Source organism: Capnocytophaga sp. oral taxon 863 str. F0517 (assembly GCF_000466425.1).
Lineage (GTDB): Bacteria > Bacteroidota > Bacteroidia > Flavobacteriales > Flavobacteriaceae > Capnocytophaga.
This window is the reverse complement of the sequence record NZ_KE992095.1, coordinates 944-3422: the sequence shown is the minus strand read 5'-3', so window position 1 is coordinate 3422 and position 2479 is coordinate 944. Positions and strand designations below refer to the sequence as shown.

Sequence of the window (2479 nt, the reverse complement as noted above, 5' to 3'; positions counted from 1 at the left end):
TTGGAAGCGAGTATGTGACTTGCGCCAGTGGGGGGGAAGCAAGACAGCGAGCTAAACAAAAAATAATTGATTATCAAAACGAATTAAAATCTAACATAGGACAAAGGACAACAGGAAGTGGTTGTCAAAGATTATCATAAAATAAGTATTATGAAAGAATTGTTTATATGGTTTTATTCAAACCCCAATACATTACCTAAAGGAGTTCCTGCTACTGTAATGACAACTATTACAGAGGAGTTCTACCCTAAAAATCCAACTAAAATCAAACGTGGAGAATGGATTAAATACTCTCCTATGTATTTCTCTTTTCCTCCTGAAGAGAAATACAAATTGCCTGAAGAATTGATTTTAGTGGTAAAACGCCAAAAAGAAGTGTTGTTTGATTTCTTGGGATTTCACAGAGATATAAAAATATTCTCTGATAGATTGTTAAATCTTCTGATAGAGAATGGTTTAAATCCTCAATATGAAAAAGCAAGATTAAGTATTGTAAATACCAAAGGCGAGAATATTGCTAAGCAACCCTATTATTTATTGCGTTTCTGTAGGGCTGATAACGAATTATTTGCCTTTAATGAGAACTCAAAAATAGCAGCAAGAGGTTTAAAGAATATTTTTCTTTATCCTGATTTACACTTAAAAGAGCCTACTGATAGGAATATTTTTGTTTTAGGAAATGTATTACCTGATGATTATTTTTGCTATCAAAATGCCTTAGTTGTTAAAAAATCATTAAAAGAGGAAATAGAAAAGCTCTGCTATGCTCCTGAGATATATTCAGTAAGTGAGTTTCCGGAAGTGTATAATACTTGTTTAAAGTGGTAATGTATCAGATGTGTTGTTAAAATTCCAATAACCTACTAATCAATACAATACAAAAGAACTGCCCTACTATTTCCTTTTACCCACCATAGAGACAAGCGTTTTTAAAACCTATAAAGCGCTCTAAATAGTGCGAGGGAAATTATTTGGGCACAAGCTAAAGTCGCTGAATACTTGGAAGCGAGTATGTGACTTGCGCTAGCGGAAGGAGGAAAAGGAGATCCTATAGATACATATACAGATTATCCATATGACTAGTATTAAATTAACTTTTATTATTTATGGAGATATGTTTAACATAGATGAGTTTTCTGAAATAATAAACATATCCCCTACTGATTTTGCTTACAAAGGAGATAAGCTGAAATTTAGAGTAAGTACAGATACTTTTTGGAAGTATTCATTTAAAGATATTACATCTCTTTATATAGGAGATAGCTTAAAGCCTCTTGAAAAAATTGTAAGCCCAAGAATTGAGGAAATATCCTCATTTATACACAAGAACAATTTAAAATCTATAATGCGTTTCAAAGTAGAAACAAATAAAGAACCATCACCAGCAATAGTTTTTGATAATAATATTGTTAAATTATTATACAAATTGAATGCTTCAATTGACTTAGATTTATATATATATGATTAATAAAAAGATTATACAGGGGAGGTAATGTATCAGACATGTTGTTAAAAATTTAATAGCTTTACAATCAGTAAAATACAAAGAAGACAAAAATCTATTTTCCTTTACCCACCATAGAGAAAAGCGTTTTTTAAGCCTATAAAGTACTCTAAATAGTGTGAGGGGAATTATGAATTTTGAATTGGGCACAAGCTAAAGTCGCTGAATACTGGAAGCGAGTATGTGACTTGCGCCAGCGGGGGTACGTTCGGGCAGAATTAGAGAATATTAGAAATGATTTATTGTTTAATAACGTAATATGGTAAATATGGATATATATCAATTAACTGATGATTTTGCGTACAAAACCTTTACAATTATAGGAGAAAAGGTGGAATATATCACTCTTAACGGACAGCCATTAATAGGTTCATGGAAAGAGAAACAAGGAGAAGTGTACAAAAACTATGATAACAAAGGGAAAAGAGATGGGTTTGATGCCCGTATATGTGGTGGTTTGTTCGTAATGGAAAAAGAAAAAGCTATTCTCTTTGTACAAAGAACTAATGTAAAAGCAGAATTGTTACCTTTTAAAATTATTAATGTAAAAAAGGATTTTGTTTTTATCAACATTCTAAATATAGTAAAAAGTATCAACTTTGAAGGGATAAGTCCTATAAAATTAGGGGAATTAACAAGAAACAATGATTTATATTTTTATGAAGAAGCAGGTGAAAACATACTATTCAGAGATGCTCTCTACACTAATATGTTATACTGTACCAAAGAACTCGAAAATATAATCAATGAGTTAGACATCAAAGGGCTTGCTCTTAAAAAAGTAGGAAAAGTAGCTCCTTTGCCTGTATTTCCTAAAGAAAGAAATATTTTCAATAGGTAGGTTTATCTCTGTTGGTAATGTATCAGATGTGTTGTTAAAATTCCAATAACTTACTAATCAATATGATACAAAAGAATTACCCTACTAATTTCCTTTACCTACCATTGAGAAAAGCGTTTTTAAAACCTATAATG

At 31.0% G+C, this 2479-nt stretch carries 3 protein-coding genes; all 3 read left to right on the top strand.

Annotation, left to right across the window (positions count from 1 at the left end; all coding sequences use genetic code 11):
• Positions 1-150: 150 nt before the first annotated feature.
• The 3 genes from HMPREF1551_RS02750 to HMPREF1551_RS02740 all read left to right on the top strand — a co-directional run bounded on the left by HMPREF1551_RS02750 (position 151) and on the right by HMPREF1551_RS02740 (position 2345).
• Positions 151-828: an Imm43 family immunity protein gene (locus HMPREF1551_RS02750; RefSeq protein ID WP_231374949.1), complete on the top strand. Its 678-nt coding sequence runs from the start codon at positions 151-153 to the stop codon at positions 826-828.
• A gap of 247 nt (positions 829-1075) precedes the next feature.
• Positions 1076-1468, top strand: a complete 393-nt coding sequence (locus tag HMPREF1551_RS02745; protein ID WP_021627500.1) for a DUF4279 domain-containing protein — start codon at positions 1076-1078, stop codon at positions 1466-1468.
• Positions 1469-1772: 304 nt separating this feature from the next.
• The gene (locus HMPREF1551_RS02740; protein ID WP_081695733.1) at positions 1773-2345 is read left to right on the top strand and encodes a hypothetical protein; all 573 of its coding nucleotides are present in this window, start codon (positions 1773-1775) and stop codon (positions 2343-2345) included.
• Positions 2346-2479 lie beyond the last annotated feature (134 nt).